The sequence below is a fragment of the Cypionkella sp. PAMC25878 genome (assembly GCF_058135695.1).
Map to the genome: position 1 here is coordinate 4,439,632 of NZ_CM176871.1, position 22,480 is coordinate 4,462,111.

26 protein-coding genes are annotated in these 22,480 nt (G+C 61.2%); 15 read left to right on the forward strand and 11 right to left on the reverse strand.

Annotated features, from left to right (window positions below; genetic code table 11):
• Nucleotides 1–8 precede the first annotated feature (8 nt).
• The 5 genes from ACS5RD_RS22015 (at nucleotide 9) to ACS5RD_RS22035 (ending at nucleotide 4,735) form a co-directional block, all read left to right on the forward strand.
• A complete protein-coding gene (locus tag ACS5RD_RS22015; protein ID WP_489929137.1) occupies nucleotides 9–1,154 on the forward strand; it encodes an ABC transporter permease in 1,146 nt (381 codons plus the stop codon).
• Complete coding sequence (locus tag ACS5RD_RS22020) at nucleotides 1,154–2,122, forward strand: ABC transporter permease (RefSeq protein WP_489929138.1); 969 nt, start codon at nucleotides 1,154–1,156, stop codon at nucleotides 2,120–2,122. Before ACS5RD_RS22015 ends, ACS5RD_RS22020 begins: the two co-directional genes overlap by 1 nt.
• A gap of 51 nt (nucleotides 2,123–2,173) precedes the next feature.
• On the forward strand, nucleotides 2,174–2,980 hold the full coding sequence (locus ACS5RD_RS22025) for a purine-nucleoside phosphorylase (RefSeq protein WP_489929139.1): 807 nt from the start codon (nucleotides 2,174–2,176) through the stop codon (nucleotides 2,978–2,980).
• Nucleotides 2,981–3,056: 76 nt separating this feature from the next.
• A complete protein-coding gene (locus tag ACS5RD_RS22030; RefSeq protein ID WP_489929140.1) occupies nucleotides 3,057–3,983 on the forward strand; it encodes a sulfite exporter TauE/SafE family protein in 927 nt (308 codons plus the stop codon).
• Complete coding sequence (locus ACS5RD_RS22035) at nucleotides 3,980–4,735, forward strand: TIGR02186 family protein (protein WP_489929141.1); 756 nt, start codon at nucleotides 3,980–3,982, stop codon at nucleotides 4,733–4,735. The genes ACS5RD_RS22030 and ACS5RD_RS22035 overlap by 4 nt, the downstream gene beginning before the upstream one ends.
• A gap of 147 nt (nucleotides 4,736–4,882) precedes the next feature.
• On the opposite strand, the gene ACS5RD_RS22040 is transcribed toward ACS5RD_RS22035, so the two are convergent.
• From ACS5RD_RS22040 to ACS5RD_RS22050, 3 genes are read right to left on the reverse strand one after another with little or no spacing between them, the layout of a single operon-like run.
• Nucleotides 4,883–6,181 carry an MATE family efflux transporter gene (locus tag ACS5RD_RS22040; protein WP_489929142.1) on the reverse strand — a complete coding sequence of 433 codons (1,299 nt, stop codon included), beginning with the start codon at nucleotides 6,179–6,181 and terminating at the stop codon, nucleotides 4,883–4,885.
• Nucleotides 6,178–6,693: a PaaI family thioesterase gene (locus tag ACS5RD_RS22045; protein WP_489929143.1), complete on the reverse strand. Its 516-nt coding sequence runs from the start codon at nucleotides 6,691–6,693 to the stop codon at nucleotides 6,178–6,180. The genes ACS5RD_RS22040 and ACS5RD_RS22045 overlap by 4 nt, the downstream gene beginning before the upstream one ends.
• Complete coding sequence (locus ACS5RD_RS22050) at nucleotides 6,690–7,124, reverse strand: PaaI family thioesterase (protein WP_489929144.1); 435 nt, start codon at nucleotides 7,122–7,124, stop codon at nucleotides 6,690–6,692. Before ACS5RD_RS22050 ends, ACS5RD_RS22045 begins: the two co-directional genes overlap by 4 nt.
• A gap of 98 nt (nucleotides 7,125–7,222) precedes the next feature.
• Here ACS5RD_RS22050 and ACS5RD_RS22055 point away from each other — a divergent pair, with 98 nt between their 5' ends.
• The 10 genes from ACS5RD_RS22055 (at nucleotide 7,223) to ACS5RD_RS22100 (ending at nucleotide 16,201) form a co-directional block, all read left to right on the forward strand.
• Entirely contained in the window at nucleotides 7,223–7,606 is a 384-nt protein-coding gene (locus ACS5RD_RS22055; protein WP_489929145.1) for a MerR family transcriptional regulator, read from the forward strand.
• Between the two features lie 113 nt (nucleotides 7,607–7,719).
• Nucleotides 7,720–8,121 (forward strand): MerR family transcriptional regulator, encoded by a 402-nt coding sequence (locus tag ACS5RD_RS22060; protein WP_489929146.1) that lies wholly within the window; start codon nucleotides 7,720–7,722, stop codon nucleotides 8,119–8,121.
• Between the two features lie 45 nt (nucleotides 8,122–8,166).
• Nucleotides 8,167–9,939 carry an acyl-CoA dehydrogenase C-terminal domain-containing protein gene (locus ACS5RD_RS22065; protein ID WP_489929147.1) on the forward strand — a complete coding sequence of 591 codons (1,773 nt, stop codon included), beginning with the start codon at nucleotides 8,167–8,169 and terminating at the stop codon, nucleotides 9,937–9,939.
• Nucleotides 9,940–9,968: 29 nt separating this feature from the next.
• Entirely contained in the window at nucleotides 9,969–10,181 is a 213-nt protein-coding gene (locus ACS5RD_RS22070) for a hypothetical protein (protein WP_054009017.1), read from the forward strand.
• A gap of 82 nt (nucleotides 10,182–10,263) precedes the next feature.
• Nucleotides 10,264–10,899, forward strand: coding sequence for a glutathione S-transferase family protein (locus tag ACS5RD_RS22075; protein WP_054009018.1), 636 nt, complete (start codon nucleotides 10,264–10,266; stop codon nucleotides 10,897–10,899).
• A gap of 9 nt (nucleotides 10,900–10,908) precedes the next feature.
• On the forward strand, nucleotides 10,909–12,120 hold the full coding sequence (locus ACS5RD_RS22080; protein ID WP_489929148.1) for an acetyl-CoA C-acetyltransferase: 1,212 nt from the start codon (nucleotides 10,909–10,911) through the stop codon (nucleotides 12,118–12,120).
• A gap of 2 nt (nucleotides 12,121–12,122) precedes the next feature.
• Nucleotides 12,123–12,596, forward strand: coding sequence for a DUF6841 family protein (locus ACS5RD_RS22085; protein ID WP_489929149.1), 474 nt, complete (start codon nucleotides 12,123–12,125; stop codon nucleotides 12,594–12,596).
• The gene (locus ACS5RD_RS22090) at nucleotides 12,583–13,053 is read left to right on the forward strand and encodes a cupin domain-containing protein (protein ID WP_489929150.1); all 471 of its coding nucleotides are present in this window, start codon (nucleotides 12,583–12,585) and stop codon (nucleotides 13,051–13,053) included. The genes ACS5RD_RS22085 and ACS5RD_RS22090 overlap by 14 nt, the downstream gene beginning before the upstream one ends.
• Entirely contained in the window at nucleotides 13,050–14,021 is a 972-nt protein-coding gene (locus tag ACS5RD_RS22095; RefSeq protein WP_489929151.1) for a cupin domain-containing protein, read from the forward strand. The genes ACS5RD_RS22090 and ACS5RD_RS22095 overlap by 4 nt, the downstream gene beginning before the upstream one ends.
• Nucleotides 14,018–16,201 (forward strand): 3-hydroxyacyl-CoA dehydrogenase NAD-binding domain-containing protein, encoded by a 2,184-nt coding sequence (locus tag ACS5RD_RS22100; RefSeq protein WP_489929152.1) that lies wholly within the window; start codon nucleotides 14,018–14,020, stop codon nucleotides 16,199–16,201. The genes ACS5RD_RS22095 and ACS5RD_RS22100 overlap by 4 nt, the downstream gene beginning before the upstream one ends.
• Here ACS5RD_RS22100 and ACS5RD_RS22105 read toward each other — a convergent pair.
• From ACS5RD_RS22105 to ACS5RD_RS22140, 8 genes are all read right to left on the reverse strand, one after another.
• Complete coding sequence (locus ACS5RD_RS22105) at nucleotides 16,198–16,854, reverse strand: sulfotransferase family 2 domain-containing protein (protein WP_489929153.1); 657 nt, start codon at nucleotides 16,852–16,854, stop codon at nucleotides 16,198–16,200. The genes ACS5RD_RS22100 and ACS5RD_RS22105 overlap by 4 nt on opposite strands.
• A 207-nt stretch (nucleotides 16,855–17,061) precedes the next feature.
• A complete protein-coding gene (locus tag ACS5RD_RS22110) occupies nucleotides 17,062–18,006 on the reverse strand; it encodes a 2-hydroxyacid dehydrogenase (protein WP_489929154.1) in 945 nt (314 codons plus the stop codon).
• On the reverse strand, nucleotides 18,006–18,356 hold the full coding sequence (locus ACS5RD_RS22115; protein WP_489929155.1) for a tRNA-binding protein: 351 nt from the start codon (nucleotides 18,354–18,356) through the stop codon (nucleotides 18,006–18,008). Before ACS5RD_RS22115 ends, ACS5RD_RS22110 begins: the two co-directional genes overlap by 1 nt.
• Entirely contained in the window at nucleotides 18,353–19,165 is an 813-nt protein-coding gene (proC, locus tag ACS5RD_RS22120; protein WP_489929156.1) for a pyrroline-5-carboxylate reductase, read from the reverse strand. Before proC ends, ACS5RD_RS22115 begins: the two co-directional genes overlap by 4 nt.
• A 105-nt stretch (nucleotides 19,166–19,270) precedes the next feature.
• Complete coding sequence (locus ACS5RD_RS22125) at nucleotides 19,271–19,774, reverse strand: type III secretion system chaperone family protein (protein ID WP_054009027.1); 504 nt, start codon at nucleotides 19,772–19,774, stop codon at nucleotides 19,271–19,273.
• 227 nt (nucleotides 19,775–20,001) lie between these two features.
• Entirely contained in the window at nucleotides 20,002–20,904 is a 903-nt protein-coding gene (locus ACS5RD_RS22130) for a three-Cys-motif partner protein TcmP (protein ID WP_489929157.1), read from the reverse strand.
• A gap of 22 nt (nucleotides 20,905–20,926) precedes the next feature.
• Entirely contained in the window at nucleotides 20,927–21,688 is a 762-nt protein-coding gene (locus tag ACS5RD_RS22135; protein ID WP_489929158.1) for a DUF5131 family protein, read from the reverse strand.
• Between the two features lie 192 nt (nucleotides 21,689–21,880).
• The gene (locus ACS5RD_RS22140; protein WP_489929159.1) at nucleotides 21,881–22,471 is read right to left on the reverse strand and encodes a hypothetical protein; all 591 of its coding nucleotides are present in this window, start codon (nucleotides 22,469–22,471) and stop codon (nucleotides 21,881–21,883) included.
• Nucleotides 22,472–22,480 lie beyond the last annotated feature (9 nt).

Consider the following 22,480-nt stretch of genomic DNA (forward strand, 5'->3'; position numbering starts at 1 on the left):
GGCCCAAAATGAGAAAACTACCGCAATGGGCCGATGTGGTGTTGGTGCCGCTGATCTCGCTTTTGCTGGCGGCATTGGTCGCGGCGCTTGTGCTTTTGGCGATTGGGCAAAGCCCGACGGCTGCGCTGGGGATCATGGTGGAGGGCGCGTTTGGCTCGGCGAATGGCTGGGGCTATACGCTGTATTACACCACCAGCTTCATCTTTACCGGGCTGTCGGTGATCGTGGCGTTTCATGCCGGGCTGTTCAACATCGGCGGTGAGGGGCAGGCGCAGCTGGGCGGGCTGGGCGTGGCGCTGGTGTGTCTGGCACTGCCTTGGCCGCATTGGACCCTTGCGCTGCTAGCAGCGACCTTGGGGGCGGCGGTTTTTGGCGCGGCTTGGGCGGCGATCCCGGCGTATTTGCAGGCGAAACGTGGTTCTCATATCGTGATCACCACGATCATGTTCAATTATATCGCAAGCGCTTTGATCGTCTACATGCTGGTCGATGTGCTGCGGCCTGCGGGGCAGATGGACCCTGCCTCGGCGCGGTTCCCTGTGGGCGCGAAGCTGCCTGCGCTGAGCGACATGCCGTTTTTGCGCGAGTTTTTCGCGCGGCTGAACCCCGATGGCACGCCAAGGCTGACGAAGGCCGGGGTGGCGATGTATTCCAACGTGCCTGCGAATGTGACGCTGTTCATTGCGCTGGCGGCCTGCGTAGTGGTGTGGTTGCTGCTGTGGCGCACGCGGCTGGGCTATCAGATTAGGGCGTTTGGCAAATCGGAAGCAGCGTCGAAATATGCGGGGATCAATCCGGTCAAGATCACCATGATTGCCATGCTGATTTCGGGCGGTTTGGCCGGGATGATGGCGATCAACAACGTGATGGGGTCGGCGGAGCGGTTGTTGCAGAACTCGGCAGAGGGCGCGGGGTTTATCGGCATCGCGGTGGCACTGATGGGGCGCAATCATCCGTTGGGGGTGTTGCTGGCGGCGCTGTTGTTCGGGTTTCTGTATCAAGGCGGGGCGGCGTTGGGGCTGAATACCACGATCCCGATTGAGATGCGGATCGTCGTGCAGGGGCTGGTGATCCTGTTCACCGGGGCGCTGGATCAGATGGTGCGGATGCTGCTGGTTTGGCTGTTCAGCTTTGGGCGAAAGGCGGCCGTCTGATGGACTATGAAACGCTGTTGCAAATTTTAGGCTCCACGGTGCGGTTGGGCACGCCGTTGCTGTTGGCTTGTTTGGCGGGGTTGTTTTCCGAGCGCGCCGGAATTTTCGACATCGGGCTGGAAGGCAAGATGTTGGCGGCGGCGATGGCGGCGGGATCGGTGGCGGCGATGTCGGGCTCGGCTTGGGTGGGGCTGTTGGCCGGGATTGGGGCGTCGCTGATTTTCGCGATGCTGCATGGGGTGGCCTCGATTACGTTTCGCGGCAATCAGTTGATCTCGGGCGTGGCGCTGAATTTCCTGTCGTCGGGGATCACGGTGCTGGTGGCGCAGGCGTTGTTTGGTCAGGGTGGGCGGACGCCACCTTTGGCGGGCGATGCGCGGTTCAACCCGATCACTTTGCCCTTCGCGGAAAGCCTGAAGGATGTGCCGCTGATTGGGCCGCTGTATTATGAGGTGATCTCGGGCCATTCGATCCTGGTCTATGCGGCGATGGCTTTCGTGCCGCTTTCTTGGTGGGTGCTGTACCGGACGCGGTTTGGTCTGCGGCTGCGCGCGGTGGGCGAAAACCCGGCGGCGGTGGATACGGCGGGGGTTTCGGTGGTGGGTCTGCGCTATGCGGCGCTGGCGATCACCGGGGTTTTATGTGGCATTGCCGGGGCTTACATGGCCACCGCTCTGCAAGCGGGCTTTGGCCGGGAGATGACGGCGGGGCGCGGCTATATTGCGCTGGCGGCACTGATCTTCGCGAAATGGCGGCCTTGGCAGGCACTGGGCGCGACGATGCTGTTTGGGTTTTTCCAAGCTTTGGCGCTGCGGCCCGATGTGGTCGAACGGGTGGCGCAGTTCAAAGTCCCGGTCTCGATGCTGGATGCTTTGCCCTATATCCTGACCGTGCTGGTGCTGGCGGGCTTTGTCGGCAAAGCCATCCCGCCGCGTGCTGGCGGCGAGCCCTATGTGAAAGAGCGCTGAGGGGGTCCGGGGGATGTGAAATCTCCCGGCGTTTAGCAAAGAGGACAGCCGATGACCGATCAAACTGCGGCACTTGTCGCCCAAATCCAAGCCCATGCGGGCAGCGCCCCGGTCAAGCTGGGCCTGATCCTCGGCTCGGGTCTGGGGCATCTGGCGCAGGCGGTGCAGGGTGTGGCGATCCCTTACGGCGATCTGCCGGGGTTCCCGCATGTTGGGGTGTCGGGCCACAATCCCCATCTGGTGATCGGCGATCTCGAAGGCGTGCGCGTCGCGGTGTTTGGCGCGCGCGAGCATTATTATGAGAACGGCAATGCGGCGGCGATGCGGTTGCCGTTGACGGTGCTGAAAGCTTTGGGGGCTGAGGCACTGATCGCCACCAATGCGGCGGGGTCTTTGCGGCCAGATATTCGCCCCGGCGATCTGATGCTGCTGCAGGATCATATCAACTTCTCGGGACTGAACCCGCTGATCGGCGAGAAGACCGATGCGCGGTTTGTGCCGATGACCACGGCCCATGACCCCGATCTGCGCGCAGCCCTCAAAGCCAGCGCCAAGGCGGTCGGTGTGGCGCTGCCGGAGGGGGTTTATGCATGGTACTCCGGCCCCTCGTTTGAAACCCCTGCCGAAATTCGGGCGATCAAGATCCTTGGCGGCGATGCGGTGGGCATGTCCACCGTACCTGAAGTGATCCTTGCGCGCTTTCTTGGCCTGAAGGTGGCGGCGATTTCCAGCATCACCAATATGGCGGCAGGCATGTCGGATGAGCAGATCAGCCACGAACACACCAAGGCGATGGCGCCGTTGGGTGCGGCCAAACTGGAACAGGTGCTGCGTCATTTTCTGCGCACGCAACTGTGACGGCCACAAGGGTTTGACAACCCCGGCAAACCCGCGCAAGGCTTGAGGAAATTCTTCTCTTTCCGGGCCTCGGCCAATGCAAATCTACCTCCCCATCGCCGAGGTTTCGATCAACGCCTTCCTGTTGTTGGGATTGGGCGGCGTGGTCGGATTTTTGTCGGGGATGTTTGGCGTCGGCGGCGGCTTTCTGATCACGCCGCTGCTGCTGTTTGTCGGCGTGCCTCCGGGTGTGGCGGTGGCGACCGGGGCGAACCAAGTGGTGGCCTCGTCGATCTCGGGCGTGCTGGTGCAGATGAAGCGCAAGGGCGTCGATTTCCGCATGGGGCTGGTGCTGCTGGTGGGCGGCTTTGGCGGATCGTTCATCGGGGTGCAGGTGTTTGCCTGGATGACGGCTTTGGGCCAGATCGATCTGTTCGTGCAGCTGAGCTATGTGCTGTTTCTCGGCCTGATCGGCTCCATGATGTTTGCCGAAAGCACGCGGGCGCTGATCCGGGCACATCGCGCCGGGGCTGCCGCGCCGATCCGGCGGGCGCATGTCCACACTTGGGTGCATAAGCTGCCGTTGCAGATGAAATTCCGCGCCTCGGGGCTCTATATCTCGGTGCTGCCCCCTGCGGCGATCGGCGCTGCGGTGGGGTTTCTGTCGGCGATCATGGGGGTGGGCGGCGGCTTTATTCTGGTGCCGGCGATGATCTACCTGCTCGGGATGCCAACGCGGGTGGTGGTCGGCACCTCGCTGTTCCAGATCATTTTCGTCACCGGCTTCACCACGATCATGCATGCGATCAACAGCCAGACCGTCGATATGATGCTGGCGTTTTTGCTGATCTTGGGCGGGGTGATTGGCGCGCAGATCGGCGCGCGACTGTCGACCCGGCTGAAAGCGGAGCAGTTGCGCATCATGCTGGCGATTTTGGTGCTGACGGTCAGTTTCAAGATCGCGCTGGATCTGCTGCTGCAACCGGCCGAGTTGTTCTCGGTGACGCCGGGACTGCTGCCATGATCCGGGCGCTGATCCTGCTGCTGGCCCTCACCGGCCCAGCACTGGCGAATGAGGCTTTGGTCAGCGGCCTCAGCCAGAACCGGGTGCAGATCACCGCGAATTTCGATGGCTCTGAAATCTTGATCTATGGCGCGGTGAAGCGCGACGCCCCGGCCCCAAAAGGCCCGCCGCTGGAGGTGATCGTGACGGTCGAGGGCCCCAGCACCGGGCTGATCATCCGCCGCAAGGAACGCGTGGGCGGGATCTGGCTGAACCGCTCGGCGGTCAGGGTCGATGCAGCCCCCAGCTTCTATGCGGTGGCGACCACCGACAAGCTCGAAAAAATCCTGTCCGGCACCGAGGATCTGCGCCACCATATCACCATCCCACAGGTGATCCGCGCGGTCGGCATCAGCGATGAGGCCGAAAATGCCCCGGATTTCGTCGCGGCTTTAGAACGGATCAGACTGGATGAAAGCCGCTACCGCATCGCCGAACGCTCGGTGCAACTGGCGGATGAGACGTTGTTTCGCACCGATGTGGCGCTGCCCGCCAACCTGACCGAAGGCAATTACAAGGTGCGGTTGTTTATCCTGCGCGGCGGCGTGGTGCTGGATACCCAAGAACGCCTGATCGCGGTGCGCAAGGCCGGGCTCGAGCGCTTCCTCTACAACCTCGCGCATCAGCAACCGCTGCTCTATGGCGTGCTGTCGCTGGTGATGGCGGCGGTGGCGGGCTGGGGGGCCTCGGCCGCGTTCCGGTTCGTGCGCTGAGACCAAACCGTCCCACATTGCTCTTTTTGAAATACTCCCGCCGGAGGCATCCACGCTTCGACGCGCCCACCGCGTCAGACTATCCCCCGGCAGCGCCGCCGAGCGGTGCCTCGATGGCACCCGAGGCGGCACCCCGGTTTGGGCCCATCAGCGCAGCGCTGCAGGCAAAGCCCGCCACAAAGTCAGCGCCCGCAATAGGTTGAGCAGCATCAGCGCGGCCCAGAGCCCGTGATTGCCCGCCAAAGGAATCAGCACCACAAGCCCCAGCGCGTACAGCGCCACCGCGATCATCATCGCACGCAGCATCGCCCCGGTCAGCAGCGCGCCGATGAACACGCCGTCCAGAATCCAGCTTGCCACCCCCAACACCGGGGCAGCCACCAGCCATGGCAGATAGCGGAGCGCCTCGGCCTGCACATCCTGCGCCGTCGTCATCACCGCGATGATCTGGCCGCCAAACACCGCAAACAGCAACGCCATCAGTGCAGCCCCGGCAAAGCCCCATTGCATCGCAATCGTCTTGGCGCGCCGCGCCTGCCCCCAGGATTGCGCGCCGACCGCTTGGCCCACCAGCGCCTCGGCGGCGAAGGCGAAGCCGTCCAGCGCATAGGCGGTCAGTTCCAGAAACTGCATCAGCACATGATTGGCCGCCAGCGTCACATCACCAAAGCGCGCGCCCAGGAACACAAAGCTGGTGAACGACAGTTGCAGCAGCACCGAACGGCCCATGATATCGCGGCTGGCGTGGAACATCGTGCGCAGGGGGGCGGCGTGAAACACCCTGCCCCAAGCTTCGCGCAGCACCGCACCGAAACCATCCCGCGCCAGCCACAGCGCCAGTGCCAGACCCGCCCATTCCGCGATCAGCGTCGCGGTGGCGACACCAGACACCCCCCAATGCAGCCCCAGCACGAACCAAAGGTTCAGCACCACGTTCAGCAGCAGTTGCAGCACCAGCACCGCCCGCGTGCGTTCCAGCGCGATCAGCCAGCCGGACAGCGCGTAAAGCATGATCGTCGCAGGCGCGCCCCAGATGCGGATGCTAAGGTAGGTGCGGGCATAGCCTTCGACCGCCTGAGACGCCGGGGCGGCTTGGAACGCCGCCCAGAACAGCGGCGCTTGCAGAAGGATCAGCGCCAACCCCGCCGCCCCCCCAATCAGCAAAGCACGCAGCAGCACGGCGCTGCGTTCGGCCAGATCGCCCGCGCCCTGCGCTTGGGCCGCAAGGCCCGAGGTCGACATCCGCAGAAAGCCGAAAATCCAGTAGAGCGTGGTCAGGATCACCGCACCCAAACCCACCGCCCCCAACGGGGCCGCCTGCCCGATCTGGCCGATCACCGCCACATCGACCGCGCCCAGCAGTGGCACGGTGGCATTGGCGATCACGATGGGAAAGGCGATGCGCAGCAGGCGTTTGTGGCTGATCTCGGCGCTGGTTGCGATCACGCGCCGCCGTCCCGTGTGTCTTCCGGCATCAGGCAATGCACCGAGCCCAGCGCGAAGGGGCGGGCGTGGTTGTCTTGCCAAGCCTCAACCTGCACCGAGGCAAAGCGGCGGCCCGAGCGGTTGACTTTCGCCCGCGCATAGCAATCGCGCGGCAGGCCTGCGCGCAGGTAATCAACTGTGAAATCAATGGTCTTTGGCAAGGGCGGCAGTTGACCTGCCGCCACAAGCGCGGGGTCGATCCGCCCTGCCTCCAGATCATCCCACAGACTGCTCCATGCCAGACCGATCAGCGCGGTGACTTCCAGAAACGAGGCCGTCACCCCGCCATGCAGCGCGGGCAGGCTGGGATTGCCGATCAGCATCTCGGAATAGGGCAGCCAAGCGGTCAGCTCATCGCCGCGACGATCAAAGCGGATGCCGAGGAATTCGATATAGGGCACGGCCCCGACCAGCGCCGCCAAAGCCGTATCGCGGCGGGATTTGATCACCTGTACGGGTTCGGGCCGCTTCATGCTGCTGGCCCCTTCGGTCGCTCTAGGGTGAAAGCGCCTGTCCCCATCGCCACCGGGCGCGCGGTATCCTCATCGCAGGCGGTCACGCGGACGAAGGCGACGGAGCGGGTGACGTGGTGACATTCCGCCCGCGCGGTGATCGTCTGGCCGGGGGTGGCCGGGCGCATGTAGTCGATGCGCAGATCGAGCGTGGCGGTCGAGGTCGGTGCAGCGGGATGGCTCATCACCGACGCACCTGATGCGGTGTCCATCAGCGCCGAGATTGCGCCGCCGTGCAGCACCCCCGTGGCGGGATCGCCGACCAGCCGGGCATCCCACGGCATGGTGATGGTTGCGCTGCCAGGCCCGAGTTCGGTCAACTCCATCGCCAACGCGCGCGAAAACGGCAGGGCTTGGATGAATTGGCGGGCGATGCTGAGGATATCGGTCATAGCGCCATAATCCTCTGCCAGCGGCCAAGTGCAAGGGGCTGCTCACAATTCTTGCGCGCGGCACGGGCAGGGCCTAGTCTGGCGATGGGAGGCTGCCCATGTCCGAGACTCGCCTAAGCTTCAAAGAAATGTGCGCAAAGTTCGAGGTCACGCCGCGCACGTTGCGCTATTACGAATATATCGAGCTGCTCTCGCCGGAAAAGGATGGCCGCGCGCGGTTTTATGGTGCGCGTGAGGTGGCACGGCTGACGCTGATCCTGCGCGGGCGGCGGTTTGGCTTTTCGCTTGAGGAAATCCGGCAATGGCTGCTGATCTATAGGCAAAAGGGCACGCAGACTCAGTTGGAGCAATGGTTGGGGATGGCGGATCGGCAACTCGCCGATCTGACCCAGCAACAGGCCGAGTTGGAAACCAGCATCAGCGATCTGCGGACGTTGCGCGACACCGCTGCGGCGGAAATCCGTAAATTGACCGAAGGGTGACATCACGTCATGCCAATTTCTGACGTGACGTTACATTTACGTTAACGTCAAGCACTCTACTATGATGGGGGCAACATCCCCATCTACCCGGCAGTCTTTGCCGAGGAAGTGCCATGACCCTGAGTGAAACCGAAACCCTGTCGATCCGCCAGATGTGCGACGCCTATCAGGTGACCGCCCGCACCCTGCGGTTTTATGAGTCGAAAGAACTGCTGGCGCCGATCCGGGCGGGCAGTCGGCGGCTTTATACCAAACAGGATCGTGCCCGGTTGCAATTGATCCTGCGCGGCAAGCGCTTTGGCTTCAGCCTAGAAGATATCCGCCAGTTGCTTGATATGTATAACAGAAATGGCAGCAATCAGGCGCAGTTGGCGCGGACTTTTGATCTGGGCCAAGACCGTCTTGCGCAGATGAAGGCGCAACGCGACGAGTTGAGCATCGCCATCACCGAACTGGAAACCGAATTGCACAGTGCCGAGGTGGCGTTGGCCGCCTTCCGCTCTGCTGCCGAGTAAACGCCGCTGAGACCACCGCAGACAGCCGAATTGAGGAGTAAGGCCATGACCACCTACACAGCCCCGCTGAAAGACATGCAGTTTCTGTTGCATGATGTGCTCGGGGTCTCGGGCCGTGATATTCCCGGCTATGGCGATCTTGATACAGGTTTTACCGGGGCGGTGCTGGAGGAGGCGGGCAAGCTGGCCTCCGACGTGTTGGAGCCTCTGAACGCGGTGGGCGACCGGGAAGGCTGCGTGTTGGAAAACGGCGTGGTGCGCACGCCGACGGGGTTCAAAGCGGCGTTCGATGCGGTGAAGGCGGGCGGCTGGACGGCGCTGGACTGCGACCCGGATTATGGCGGACAGGGGTTGCCCTATGTGATGGCGACGGCGGTCGGTGAGATATTCGTCTCCGCCAATATGGCGTTCAACATGTATCAGGGCCTGACGCATGGCGCTTATTCGGCGATCCATGTGCACGGCACGGCAGAGCAGAAGGCGACCTATCTGCCGAAAATCGTCGCGTGCGACTGGACCGGCACGATGAACCTGACCGAGCCGCATTGCGGCACCGATCTGGGGCTGATGCGGACCAAGGCGGAACCGCAGGCGGATGGCAGCTATAAGATCAGCGGCACGAAGATTTTCATCTCGGCGGGCGAGCACGATCTGGCTGAGAATATCATTCATCTGGTGTTGGCGAAGGCTCCGGGTGGCGGCGAAGGCACCAAGGGCATTTCGCTGTTCATCGTGCCGAAGTTTCTGGTGAATGCGGACGGGTCTTTGGGCGCTCGTAATGGCGTGGCCGTCGGCAAGGTCGAAGAAAAGATGGGGATTCACGGCAATGCGACTTGCGTGATGAACTATGACGGCGCGGTGGGCTACCTGTTGGGCGATCTGCACAAGGGGATGCGCGCAATGTTCACCATGATGAACGAGGCGCGTCTTGGGGTTGGCCTGCAAGGTTATGCGGTGGCAGAGGCCGCCTATCAGAACGCTTTGGGCTATGCCAAGGACCGCTTGCAGGGCCGAGATGTGACCGGGGCGCAGAATCCGAAAGGCCCGGCTGATCCGCTGATCGTGCATCCCGATATTCGCCGCAGCCTGATGGACCAGAAAAGTTTTGTCGAAGGCGCGCGGGCGTTTACCTACTGGGCGGCCTCGATGATCGACCAGTCGGTGCGTTCGGGCGATGCGGATGCCGAGGGGCTGGTGTCGCTGCTGATCCCGGTGCTGAAAGGGTTCCAGACCGACCGTGGCTTCGAGATGGCGGTGCAGGCGCAACAGATTTGGGGCGGACATGGCTATATCGAGGACAATGGTGTGAGCCAGTTTGTTCGTGATGCGCGGATTGCGCAGATTTACGAAGGCGCCAATGGCGTGCAGGCGCTGGATCTGGTGGGGCGCAAACTGGCCACCGATGGCGGCAAGCATGTGATGGCGTTCTTTGCCTTGGTGAAGGGATTCATCAAGGCAAATGAAGCCGATGCCCGGATGGCGGTGTATCTTGATCCGCTGAAAGCGGCGTCAAAGGACGTGCAGGCGGCGGCGATGTTTTTCATGAACAACGCGATGAAAAACCCAAATGCGGCGCTGGCGGGGTCTTATGATTTCATGACGATGATGGGGCATACTTGTCTGGGGCTGATGTGGGCCAAGATGGCAAAAGCCGCCTTTGCCGGTCTGGATGCGGGCGGCGATGCCGATTTCCTGAACGCGAAACTGGCGACCGGGCGCTATTATATGGCGCGGCAACTGCCTGCGACTGCGCTGCATCTGGCGCGGATTGAATCCGGGGCTGATCCGGTGATGGCGCTGGCGGCTGAGGCGTTCTAAGCTTGCGCATAGGTCAACGGAGATAGCCCATGCCGAAACGCTTCCGCCTCACCCGCCGCTTTCCCGTTGCGATGACCGAGGACGGTTATCGCCGCCTGAAAGCTTTCGCCAAAGAGGCGGGGCTGGATGAGGGCGAGGCTTTGTCGTTTCTGTTTGAGAATTACTCATCGGTGATCAACCACGACAACCTGACGCACCGTCTGCGGCTGTTCAACTCCGAGGTCGACGCGCGCAAGACCTGATCGCTTTCACATTGGCTTAAATATCCCACGGGGGTGTGGGGGTGTGAAACCCCCACTCCGCCCTTTCCGGAGAGAGACCACGATGACCGCAAAACTTTACTGCTTTGGCGAATCCGGCAACGCCTACAAGGTAGCGCTCGCGTTGACCTTCGCCGATATGGAATGGGAGCCGGTGTTTGTTGATTTCTTCAACGGCGCCACCCGCACCCCGGAATTCCGCGCGATCAATGAGATGGGCGAAGTGCCGGTGCTGGTCGATGGCGAAACCACGCTGACGCAATCGGGGGTGATCCTCGACTATATCAGCTCGAAAACCGGCAAGCTGGGCGGCAAGTCTGCGGCTGAGCGGCGCGAGGTGTTGCGCTGGCTGTTTTGGGACAATCACAAGCTGTCGACGCAGATCGGCACCGCACGGTTTTTGGCGAATTTTGTGCCGGAAGAAAAGCGCCCTGCCGGGGTGATCCCGTTTCTGCACAGCCGTTTGAAGACATCTTACACCGTGCTGAACGGCCATCTTGAGGCGCGCAAATGGGTGGCGGGTGAGGCGATGACCATCGCTGACCTCTCACTCTGCGGCTATCTTTACTACCCCGAGCCCTTCGGCTTTGACCGTGCGGATTGGCCCCATATCGACGCTTGGCTGAACCGCGTTGCGGCGGTGCCGGGCTGGAAACATCCCTATGATCTGATGCCCGGCAAACCGTCTGACCGGGTATAAGGAGGCAACATGACCGACGCTTTTATCTATGACGCCGTGCGTTCCCCGCGGGGCAAGGGTCGCCCGGATGGGGCTTTGCACGAGCTGACCTCGGTGGCGCTTTCGGCGAAAATTCTGGATGCGCTCCGCGAGCGTAATGGGCTGGAAGGCCACGCGGTCGAGGATGTGATCTGGGGCAATGTCACCCAAGTTGGCGAACAGGGCGGCTGTTTGGCACGCTCGGCGGTGCTGGCCTCGGGGTTGGATCAGTCGATCCCCGGGTTGGCGATCAACCGGTTTTGCGCCTCTGGCATGGAGGCGGTGAATTTGGCCGCCAACCAAGTCAAGGCGGGCGCGGGGGCGGCCTATATCGCGGGCGGGGTCGAGATGATGGGCCGGGTTGCGATGGGCTCGGATGGGGCGGCGATTGCGGTGGACCCGTCTTTGGCGATGAAGACCTATTTCGTGCCGCAGGGGATTTCGGCGGATATTATCGCCACCGAATACGGCTTCACCCGTGAGATGGCCGATGCTTTGGCGGTGGAATCGCAGAACCGCGCGGCGATGGCTTGGGCGGACGGTCGGTTTGGGCGTTCGGTGGTCACGATCAAGGATCAGAACGGTTTGACCATTCTGAACCGCGACGAATACATGCGGCCCGGCACTGATATGCAGACCCTCGGCGCGTTGAAACCGGCGTTCAAGGATATGGGCGAGTCGATGCCCGGCTTTGATAAAATCGCGCTGATGAAATATCCGCATCTGGAGCGGATCAATCATATCCACCACGCAGGCAACTCCAGCGGGATCGTCGATGGGGCTGCGGCGCTGTTGATTGGTAATGCCGAGTTTGGTGCAGCACATGGGCTGAAGCCTCGGGCGCGGATCAGGGCGACAGCGAAGATCGGCACTGATCCCACGATCATGCTGACCGGGCCGGTGCCGGTGACCGAGAAGATCCTGCGCGATGCCGGGATGGCGATTGGCGACATTGATCTGTTTGAGGTTAACGAGGCTTTCGCGGCGGTGGTGCTGCGGTTCCAGCAGGCGTTTGATGTTGATCCGGCTTTGGTCAACGTCAATGGCGGCTCGATTGCTTTGGGGCATCCGCTGGGGGCCACGGGTGCGATCATCATTGGCACTTTGCTGGATGAGTTGGAGCGCAGCGGCAAGACCGTGGGTTTGGCCACGCTGTGCATCGCCTCGGGTATGGGGGCCGCGACCATTATCGAGCGGCTCTGATCATGCCGGGGCAGGTGTTTGCAGCTTTGGGGGAAACGCTGACGCAGGCTTTGGTTGGCGGCGATTTCGCGGCCTACGCCAGCGTGATGTCGTTGCCCCTGCGGGTCATTCCGCGGGGCGATCCTGCCTATGTGTTGCACACCGAAGCCGAGTTGCGCGCGGATTTTCAACTGTACCACGACAACCTCAAAGGCCGGGGGGTGACCGATATCTTCCGGCAGGTTGTCAACATCACCGTGGTAGATCAGACGCATCTGAGGGTGCGCTGCAAGACCCACATCATGGTGCGCGCCCAGCGCATCGTTGACCCGTTCGAGACCCGGTTTCTGTTGGCCGAACAGCCAGATGGCTGGTTGATTTCGGAAATTGAAAGCGCGCGCGGGCATATTCGCTTCAGCCTTGGGCTGTCGGAAATCAAAGGCGGAGCATTCACGTCACAACTGGATGATGCAGGGGGAGACGATGGCGAAACTTGATCTGAGCAAAGTGCCGGTGAAAACCGGCTCGATTTACCCATCGCCCTATGCCGAGATGATGGCAGGGCGCAGCAGCTTGCGCTTGGGCGATGCCGGGGGGCTGACGCAGTTTGGCGTCAATCTGGTGATCTTGCAGCCGGGGGCTTTGTCGTCTCTGCGGCATTGGCACATGGCCGAAGATGAGTTCGTGATGGTGACGCTGGGGGAATGCGTGTTGGTGCAGGATGCCGGTGAGACGCTTATGGTGGCGGGCGATTGCGTGGCGTTTCCGGCGAATGTGCCGGATGGGCATCACTTCATCAACCGCTCGGGTGCGGTGGCGCAGTTTCTGGTGGTGGGGTCCAAGGCCAAGCGAGAGGTCGCGACCTATTCCGACGTTGATCTGGTGCTGACGGTTGAGGGCGGGCAGGCGAGCTACACCTATAAAGATGGCAGCAAATGGGAGGGGCCGCGATGATCGTTGATCCGGCGCTGGCCCCTGTTGATGACCGCGAAGGTGTCAGCACGTTGCGGCTGTCAGTGGCGGGCGGGCTTACGCAATTTGGCGCTTATGTTGAGGTTTTGGCACCCGGGGCTTGGTCTTCGGATCGGCATTGGCACTCGAATGAAGATGAGTTTCTGTTTGTTCTAGAAGGGCTTGGCACCTTGCAGGATGATGCCGGGATGCAGGATTTGCACCCCGGTGATGCTTTATGCTGGCGGCATGGTGCGCCGAATGGGCACCGGATTGGCAACCGCTCGGACGCAGCCCTGCGCTATCTGATCGTGGGCAGCCGGGTGTTGGGCGATGTGTGTTCCTACCCAGATTCAGGGCGCAAGCAGGTGAATACGGCGACGCGGTGGCAGGTGTTGGACGCCGATGGCACCGAGCTGCGTGGTGGGGATTTGCCTGCAGAATTGCTGGGCCTGCCTGCGGTTTGGGGGCAGGAATATGACGGCAGCGCCCACCCGAACGTGCTGCGCGCGGCAGAACGGGCATGGGTGTTGGAGCATGGCTATCTCCATCCGATCTTGGGTGGCGATCTCGGCGATTACTGGCATTCTGTGCTGGGCGATGCGGGCGGGCTTTCACAGTTCGGCGTGCATCTGGAGCGGTTGCCGCCCGGTGCGCGCTCCAGCTTCCGGCATTGGCATGAGGCCGAGGATGAGTTGGTGCTGGTGCTGTCCGGCCAGCCCACGCTGATCGAAGACAGCGAAACCGCGCTGAGCCCCGGCGATATGGTGTGTTGGCCTGCGGGCCAGCCCATCGGGCATCAGTTGGAAAACCGCAGTGCGGGCGATGTGGTTTATCTGACCATTGGCACCCGGCTGCCCCGTGATACCGTTCACTATCCCGATCACGATCTGATCACCCATAAAGACGGCGCGGCCCGGCACTATGCTTATGCCGATGGCCGACCCCGCAGTGCAGGAGAGCGCAAATGACCGATTTCACCATGGCCGTTGATGCCGATGGCGTGGCCACGATCACTTGGGATGTGGCGGCAAAGTCGATGAACGTGATGTCGACGGCGGCTTTTGGGCTGCTGAGCGGGCTGGTCGATCAGGCTTTGGCCGATGCGGCGGTGAAGGGGATCATTATCACCAGCGGCAAGAAGGATTTCGCCGGCGGGATGGATCTTAACGTCATTGCCGAGATGCGGGCGGGTGGGGCGCAGGCGATCTTCGACGGCGTAATGACGATGCACAAGGTGCTGCGCAAGATCGAACTGGCCGGGATGGACCCGAAGACCAAGAAGGGCGGCAAGCCGATTGTGGCGGCCCTACCCGGGACGGCATTGGGGATTGGGTTGGAGCTGCCGCTGTCGTGCCACCGCATCATCGCGGCGGATAATCCGAAGGCGAAGATCGGGTTGCCAGAGATTATGGTGGGGATTTTTCCGGGCGCAGGCGGCACCACCCGGCTGGTGCGCAAGCTGGGCGCGATGATGGCGGCGCCGTTCCTGTTGGAGGGCAAGCTGTCTGATCCGAAAGCGGCGAAGGCGGCTGGACTGATTGATGAGGTGGTGGCACCTGAGGCGTTGCTGGCCCGCGCGAAGGAATGGGTTCTGGGCGCGAAAGACACCGATCTGATCAAGCCGTGGGACGACAAGGGTTACAAGATGCCCGGCGGCGCACCCTATCATCCGGCGGGGTTCATGACCTTCGTTGGGGCAAATGCGATGGTGCTGGGCAAGACCATGGGGGTTTATCCTGCGGCCAAGGCTTTGCTGAGTGCGGTCTATGAGGGCGCTTTGGTGCCGTTTGACGTGGCGTTGCGGATTGAGGCGCGCTGGTTCACTTCCGTGCTGCTCAACCCGTCGTCTTCGGCGATGATCCGCAGTCTGTTCATCAACAAAGAGGCGCTGGAGAAAGGCGCGAACCGGCCCTCGGTGGCCGATCAATCGGTGAAAAAGCTGGGCGTGATTGGCGCGGGGATGATGGGGGCGGGGATCGCCTATGTCGCGGCCTTGGCGGGGATTGAGGTGGTGCTGATTGATGCCGCACAAGACAGCGCGGATCGTGGCAAGGCCCATTCGGCGGACCTACTCGACAAGGGCATCCAGCGCCGCAAAGTAACGGCGGAGAAGAAGGCCGAAGTGCTGGGGCGGATTTTGGCGACGACAGATTATGCGGCGCTGGCTGGTGCCGATCTGGTGGTCGAGGCGGTGTTTGAAGACCCGAAGGTGAAGGCTGAGGTGACGGCCAAGGTTGAGGCTGCGGTGGGGGCCGATTGCATTTATGCCTCGAACACCTCGACCCTGCCGATTTCGATGCTGGCGAAGGCGAGCGTCCGCCCCGATCAGTTCATCGGCATCCATTTCTTCTCACCCGTCGACAAGATGAACTTGGTCGAGATCATCCGGGGAAAAGCAACCGGGAATCGCGCGGTCGCCAAGGCGCTGGATTTCGTCCGTGCCATTCGCAAGACGCCGATCGTGGTGAACGACGCGCGGTTCTTCTACGCCAACCGCTGCATCATTCCCTATATCAACGAAGGCATCCGCATGGTCGCCGAAGGGGTGGAGCCTGCGCTGATCGAGAATGCCGCGAAGCTGGTCGGGATGCCGCTCGGCCCGCTGCAACTGGTCGATGAAACCTCGATTGATCTGGGGGTGAAGATCGCCAAGGCCACGAAAGCGGCGATGGGCGATGCCTACCCGGATGGCGCGGTCGATGCAGTGCTGTTCTGGATGGCGGATCAGGGCCGGATGGGCAAGAAGGCCAACGCGGGGTTCTATGCTTATGATGCGGCGGGTAAGCGTGAAGGGCTGTGGGACGGATTGGCGGCTGAGTATCCGCATGTTGCCGACCCGGACCTCGCCACCGTGCAGCACCGCTTGCTGATGGCGCAGGTGCTGGAAGCGGTGCGCGCACTGCAGGAAGGCGTATTGACCGACATCCGCGAGGGCGATGTCGGCGCGATCCTTGGCTGGGGCTTTGCGCCGTGGTCGGGCGGGCCGTTCTCGTGGCTGGATATCATCGGGGCTGCGCGCGCGGTGGAGATTTGCGAGAAACTGGTGGCAGAGTTTGGGCCGCGGTTTGAAGCCCCTGCCCTGCTGCGCGAGATGGCGACCAAGGGCGACAGCTTTTACGGACGGTTTGGCGCACAAATGGCGGCCTAATCTGGGTCGAAACGGTAGCCAAAGCGGATGATATCCTCGGCGCTGATTTGCGAGATCAGATCGGCGTCGGCATCCGAATAAAACCCGCGCCAGTCGCGGACGCGATCCGAGGCATTGGCTTGCGGCAAGGGCAGCAGGCGGAAGCCTAAGTGCGCTTCGAAGGGCGCCAGATCGGTATCGAGATGTTCCAGCCGCGCGTAAAGGCTGGCGCGCTCAAAGCCCAAACGGTCGCGCATATAGGCAGTGTAGGGCCAGAGGCTGAAGGCAGTGCGGGTCTGGGCATGGTTCAGGAAACCACTGAAATCATGCGACTTTGCCAGACCCACGGCGGGGTGGGCAAAGTTCTGCCCGCGCAACCAGTGGTAATAGCTGACGGCGCGATCCCACGGGTTGCGCACCAAGGTCAGGGTGAAGAAATCGGCAATCTCATCATCCGTGGCGAGGCCCGCGATATCGGACAGCGTTGAGTGTTTCCAGAGCCGCCCAGCCGATTTCACCCCCTGCAGCCGCGCCTTGCGCGCCCGCGCCTTGGGGGTGTCGCCGATCAGGATATCATCCTTCATCGCGCGATCTTCCAAAGCAAGGCTCAGCGCGGTGCCGCCGGTTTTGGGGATATGCACGAAGATGAAGCGCCGCCCGCGGGAGATGATCATGGTGTGACCTGTACGAGGGGGCCGTTCTTGTGGGCAGCCATTCGACAGGAAAGCGCCGCCCCAGTGCGTGTTCTGATCTGTCTCAAACCGTGCGTCCGGCTTTGGCGCTTGGATTTGCTCTTTTGAAAAATACTCCCGCCGGAGGCTTCTGACCTTGGCCACAGAGCCTCCGGCAGGGATATTTGAGCGCAGAGGATGACCATGGCGCTAGACCTGGTTGGGCAGCGGTTGCCCGTCCAGATATGCGATCAGATTGGCGACGGCCATCATGCCCATCGCGGTGCGGGTTTCCAGAACGGCGGTGCCAAGATGGGGCAGCAGGGTGACGTTTTCCAAACCCAGCAGGGCGGGGGTGATCTGCGGTTCGTTTTCATAGACATCAAGGCCCGCTCCGGCGATTTGGCCCGTTTGCAGGGCGGTGGCGAGGGCGGCTTCATCGACCACATCGCCACGCGCGATGTTGATCAGGATGCCATGCGGGGCCATTTGCGCCAAGGCTTCGGCATTGATCAAATGGCGCGTGGCGGGACCGCCGGGGACGGCGATCACCACGAAATCGGCTTGCAGGACTTCGAGTATGGAGACCTGCTGCGCGGGGACGCCTGCATCTGTGGCAGAGCGGTTGTGGTAGATCACTCGCATGCCAAAGCCATAGTGGCAGCGCTGTGCAATGGCACGGCCAATGCGGCCCATGCCGATGATGCCGACGCATTTGCCTGAGACTGGTGCGCCGAGCATTTGTGTGGGGTGCCAGCCCTGCCATTGGCCTGCGCGCAGCATCCGCTCGCCCTCACCTGCGCGCCGGGCGGTCACTAGCAGCAGCGTCATCGCCACATCGGCGGTGGCATCGGTGACCGCGCCGGGAGTGTTGGTGACGGCGATGCCAAGTGCAGCGGCGGCCTTGGTGTCGATATGGTTGAAGCCAACGCCGAAATTGGCGAGCAATTTCGCCCTTGGGGTGGGCACCACGGCGAAGGCCTCGGCTTTGAACAGATCGCCCAAAGTTGGCAGCACCACGTCGTAATCGGTGAGGGCGGCGCGCAGTTCGGACGTGTCAAGCGGCAGGGTGCTGGCGCGCGCCGTCACCTCAAAACGGGCGCGGGCGGCTTGCATCACCGGATCGGGCAAGGGACGGGTGATCAGCAGTTTCATCAGAATAACCTTCCTCCCAAGGGCACATCGTGACCGGGGCCGATCAGCACGACCTCCCCCGCCGCATCGGGCAGGCCAAGCACCAGCACTTCCGAGATCACCTTGCCGATCTGGCGTGGTGGAAAATTGACCACCGCCAGCACCTGCCGCCCGATCAGTGCCTCTGGCGTGTAGTGTTTGGTGATCTGGGCCGAGGAGCGTTTCTCGCCAATCCCGGGACCAAAATCGAGCCACAATTTATAGGCGGGCTTGCGTGCCTCGGGGTAGGCTTCGGCGCGGGTAATGCGGCCGACGCGGATGTCGACCTTCTCGAAGTCGGGATAGGTGATCTGGCTAGAGGCGACGGTCATTTGCCCAGCTCCCTGCCCCGGTCAGTGGCGGCTTTGACGGCGCGCTGAAGCAAAGCAGGAAAGCCGGTTTCAGGGTCCATCAGCACCGCGAGGGCTGCGGCTGTCGTACCCCCCGGAGAGGTGACGTTGATGCGCAACTGGCTGGCGGGCTCAGTGGACTGATAGGCGAGTTCACCTGCGCCGCAAACGGTCGCACGCGCCAGTTTCATCGCGATTTCTGGCGACAAGCCCTCGGCCTCACCCGCCGCCGCCATCGCCTCGATCAGATGGAACACATAGGCCGGACCAGAGCCGGACACGCCGGTCACCGCGTCAATCTGATGCTCGCCGTCGAGTTCGACCACCTGCCCCACCGCCAGCATCAACTGATGCGCCAAAGCCAGCCCTGCAGCCCCCGCATAAGCGTTGGCGCAGATGCCGGTGATGCCGCGGCCGACCATCGCCGGGGTGTTCGGCATGGTGCGCACGATCGGGGTCCGCTCGCCCAAAGCCGCCTCGAACATCGCAATCGAGGTGCCTGCGGCAATCGACACGAACAGCGTCGTGCCATTGCCCAAGGCTTGCAGGGCGGGCAAGGCCGCGCCCATCATCTGCGGCTTGACGGCGAGCAAGGCGACGGCTGGGGCTGGCGGCATGCCTTGGTTGAGATGCACGCCGCTGGATTTCAGCCAATCGGTCGGATGCGGCTCGATCACCCATACGCTCGTTGTAGGCACCCCCGCCGCCAACCATCCGGTCAGCAGCGCCGTGCCCATCTTGCCACACCCCAGCAGAACCAGCCCATCGCGGGCCACCACATCCAGCACCATCGAAAACTCCCCTTTTGCGGAGAGGTTAGTGCGGTTTGCGAGGACATTGAATCGGAAATAGCACTGGGGATACAGAAACTGCGGACACCGCCATTGCAACCCAGATCAGGCTCGCCCGTAAGCCTCGGCAATCGCGACTTTCATGGCATCGGCGGGGGATTTATCGGCCCAGGACACCAGTTGGAAAGCTGGATAAAACCGCTCAGACGCGGTGATCGCGCCGGAAATCAGCCGATCAATCTGCTCGGGCGCCACCATTTGCCCGCCAGCAAGGCAGAGGCCATAGCGGAACACCATCAGCTTTTGTTCGGCCCAATAGGTGAACGCCCCAGTCCAAACCATATCGTTACAGCGGTTCAGCACATCATAAAGGGCTGCCATTTTATCGGTTGGCGGCTCCATTTCAAAGGTGCAGATCAGGCGGAGCGTTTCGTCCTGCGCCGACCACGCGAGGGTCAGCGCGTAGGTGCGCCACTGGCCCTCAACCGCCATCGCGATCTGGTCATCGGTGACGCGGTCAAACTCCCAATCATGGTGGGCAGCCAGATTTTCCACGATGTCGATCGGATGAAGATCGTCACTCAGCAGGTAATCTTCGGAAAATGACATGGGCTGGCCTCACTATAAAGCCCCAGTGACGATACCGTCCCCTATGGGCTGGGCGCCCGGCAACCAACAGCGTAACCCGGCATCGCCCTTACTAGATATAGTGTGGCTATGGGGGAAGCCTGTAAAGAGGATTCTGGAGAAATCTTCTGTGGACAAATTGTTTGTTTGTGGCGTGACAGCAAAAGCTGCAGAGTTTGACAGCATAACCTGCAGCAACGCGATTTTGGTCAGCGGTTCTTCTTAGCAAGTTTCTCGCCGTGGCCAAGAATGTATTCCGCGCCCTCTAGGCCCTTCCCGTGCGGCCCTGCCCAAAGTAAATAATACAGGGGCGCGTTCTTGGTGTTTCTGATCAAGCGGGGCGTCGCCACTTTGGGAAATATCTTCCTGAGCCTGCCCATGTAAAGCTGCAGCAGCAGCTCGGGCACACCGTCCGCTTTCGCTTCAAGCACGTCTCCGAACAAGTTGGTCGTCTTCGGGTAGACAAGTTCTCGCCAATCTGAAGTACCAAAACAGCGATCCACCATGGCCTCCCAATCGGGCCGCCGTTCTACATCCTTCATTAAAAGGCGATTTAACGCCATGTGAATGGGTAGGTTAATGATGACTTCAAACTTTTGGGTCGCAGCCAGATCAGCAACGGTCTCCCACTCGAGGTTTGGTCCATATGGGTCGAGGAAGGCTACGCCCCTCACCTCCCTCTTGCCACCAATCTGCTTTATCAACTTACGAATTCGCTCGTTTGCGTCACCAGTCTGAACGTAGACCCATTTGTGGGGCCATACCGGCTTCATGTCCTCGAGCTCTGACACCCTGCGGTCATCAAGATCAAAGAAGTAATGCCGCCCAAAGCCCGGCTCGATGTTCAGTGCCCGTATGGGTGAGCCAAGCACAAATTCTTCGATCGCGACAACGTCATCACTGCTCGGCTCACCCCAGAACTCGGTATTTTGTGTTTTTGGGGTGGATTGGCGCACCGTCGTGATGGGCGCTCCAGCGAACCCATCAATATAGACCAAAGTGAAATTTTGGTTCTTCAGGACCGAACAATAGAATTTGAGATATTTTTCAAGTGCGTCGAGTTTGATCTTTGCCCATGGGCCAACGGTATTTTCAACATGCGACTTTTTCAATGCACCCTCTGACTATAGCCGTCTATGTCGCCTGAAGAGCTGCAAGGATCGACGCAGGAACTATGTCAGTAGGGAACCCGTTCCACTCCTCTCCGTCAAGCGTGCGACCACCTGATTTCGGCCTCGCTCCACCCCATTGCTTGAAGAAGAAGGCGACGCCATCGCGTTGGCAAACGTCTTTGAGTTCCCGCACCCAAGCCTCATCCATTGGCCGCGCACCCGGTCCGCTTTCCCCACCGACAATTGCCCAGGCCACACCCTTAAGGTCGATCGCCCCAATCGGCCCCAAAAGCGGCTCAAACGAGATGAACAGGGCGTCCGAATTGATCTGCTTGAGATGATTGATCCGGCTTTTGTGGTCCGCATCCTCGACTGAAACCCCGAGCCAGATATGCGATGGCACCTTGCCGCCATCATAACGGCTACGGATGTAGTTCCGCATCAGCGAGCTGCGCTTGGTCAGCACCTGATAAACATGCCAATCAGCCGCCTCCATCGCATCAAAAACCTGATCGACGTATGCTCTCGGGATTTCCTTTTGAAACAAGTCGCTCATCGAGTTCACGAAGATCATGCGCGGCTTTTTCCACGCCTTCGGCTGCTTCAGGCGTGCAGGCCAAAGCCGCAGGTCAAAGCCAAATTCGTACGGATGGTTTGGCACACCGCGCCAGCGCTCCGCAAAGCGCTCGGCATAGCAGTTATCGCACCCGCGCCCGACTTTCACACAGCCCGCGACAGGGTTCCAAGTCGCGTCGGTCCATTCGATATCGGTCTTTTGTGCCATGATCGCTGCTCCTTTTTTTCACCCTAACATGAGCGGATTCGCGGAACAAAGCGATACCTTAGGGCAGCGCAAATGCGCGCTACATCTGAGCCATCAACGGGGCATTTAAGCCCCGTTTAAAGAGTGGTTTACACCGCCAGTTCCGCCTTCAGCATGCGCCACGCGCGCGTTGCAGCTAGCGCGACCACCTGCCTACGGGACGAGTGCTGCCGCCTCCGCGACCACTCGCGTTATATAATTCAGGCCAAGGCTTGCCACCTCCAACGGTGACGGATCTATCAGTGGCAATCCTAAATGATGGGTGGGCGGAACGAGAATTTTTCCGCCGTTTGTAGTGACAGCGACCAGCTTTACATACGGTGCCACTACATGGGTTATTAGAGGCAATCCGTCTAGGCTTTCCACGACCAACAAACCATCTGGGGCAAGGTCGACCGAGATTACATCGGAATAACCATCTTGGCCGCCCCCAACCGAGACAGAGCCTGGCACGAGCTTCGTGGGTTCCCCAAGGCCATGTTCGTCGTCGTTTCTGGCTTCATAAAGATACTTCAACAAGGGATCAGAGAGCTGCTCATCTTTTTTGACTTTGTGCCAATCAAGCGACGATTGACTAGCTTTAGCGGCTTGTTCTAGCTGAGTATATACGCCTTTCCATGCAGTAAGAAAACCAAACCAGCGTGTCTGAAACACATCATACCGCTGTTCCATGGCAAGGTCCTCTAACGCGAGCTTCGCCCCCAAAAGTCGAATTTGCGCTTTTCTGATTCGTTGTTCATCCATGGCGAAATC